The sequence below is a fragment of the Microcoleus sp. PH2017_08_TRC_O_A genome, from assembly GCF_020738665.1.
Lineage (GTDB): Bacteria > Cyanobacteriota > Cyanobacteriia > Cyanobacteriales > Microcoleaceae > Microcoleus.
Map to the genome: position 1 here is coordinate 1 of NZ_JAEQCE010000204.1, position 1,438 is coordinate 1,438.

1 protein-coding gene is annotated in these 1,438 nt (G+C 48.3%); it reads right to left on the minus strand.

The annotated features are described in order from the left end of the window. Positions 1-98: 98 nt before the first annotated feature. Entirely contained in the window at positions 99-1,226 is a 1,128-nt protein-coding gene (locus JGK22_RS33055; protein ID WP_293178827.1) for a glycosyltransferase family 4 protein, read from the minus strand. Positions 1,227-1,438 lie beyond the last annotated feature (212 nt).

Below are 1,438 nucleotides of genomic sequence, written 5' to 3' on the forward strand. Positions count from 1 at the left end.
GTTATCCAAAAGTGAATAATGCTGAATATTCTGCTAGTTTAACACATTATTCAGATAATTGCAGCAAAATTCAGTAAATCAATCAACAGGAGAATGCTCTATTTGTACAGCTTGTCCGTTAATTGTGGCTGACGTTCGACTGCGGTGTACAGTGCAGCCTCGAAGATATCGGTTGCATCCTCCCAGGTATAATGTATCACCGTGTCCAAAGCAGTCTCAGACATGGCCCGCCATTCGGCATCTGACAACTGACAAATCTGCTCGATCGCTTTTGCCATATCCTCTGGGTCTTCTGGTTTCACAAGTATTCCACCCCCGCCAGCGAGGAGTTCCGGAGCCGCGCCAGCAGGAGTGCCGATCACTGGAGTGCCACAAGCCATCGCTTCTAAAATTGGCAAGCCGAAGCCTTCGGTTTGGCTGGCAAACAGCCAAGCATCGCATTTGCTGTAAAGTTCTTTGAGTTCGTCTTGACTAGGTATCTTGTAATACTCAATATTATGCTGCAACAAATCCGGAGGAGCAGTTTCGCCGGAACCAAAGGCAACTAAACGAAGATTAGGGATTCTTTTGGCCGCTAGATTGAAAGCTTCAATGGCAAGAGCACAGCCTTTCCAAGGAGCTATAGAATAGTACATCCCGACTGTGGGAACTGACTGCTTGCCCCGCGGCTGCCCCGATCGCGATCGGGGGTCGTAAAACTGTGTGGTGTCAACAGTGGGAGGCACGAGAGATACAGACAAATTACCAAATTCATCCCTAGCCTTGTCTTCCAGCCACTTAGCGACGGCAATTTTGTGCATCGGCAGCCGCCAAGTTGCATCTACTCGAGCTTTTGGTGTGTAGTCAAAAGCCTCGTAGTGTTGGAGAAAATATACTTTCGCTCCTTTGCTGGGGGAGAGTTTAGACACCCACTCGGCAGTTTCCCACCAAGTAGCCATGATAATATCGGCATCAGGTACGTCCCTGTCGGTAATTGGACGGTAGGTTTCGGTAACTCGACTTTCGACATCTATACGGTCAAAGTGAGACGGCCCTCTCGCCTGAGCGGGTTCCCAACCCTTACCTCTGACCACAGAGCGCAATTGTTGCATTAAAGTTGGTCGTTCGTGAGGTGTAGAGACGATACATATTGTGTGTCCTCGCTGTTGGAGAATTTGTGTGTAGATAGACAAAACCCTCATGCCACCTGTAAGAGCAAGGGTAGGAAGGACAAAAGTAATTCTCATAGTATAGGTAGATGTGAAAGATCAAAACTGGTCGATCGAGCTTCTCCATCCTAATCTATTTGCACTGACGAGTCTCTTTTTGGGTTTGGCGCAGGGTTTAGGTCAATGATCGAGGCTGACGGTGTTACGCTGCACAACCCTGGACAAACAGGGCATACGCGATAGCAATACTCTCACTATTGATAGAGAGAGCAAAGGAGCCGTCCCTCAAA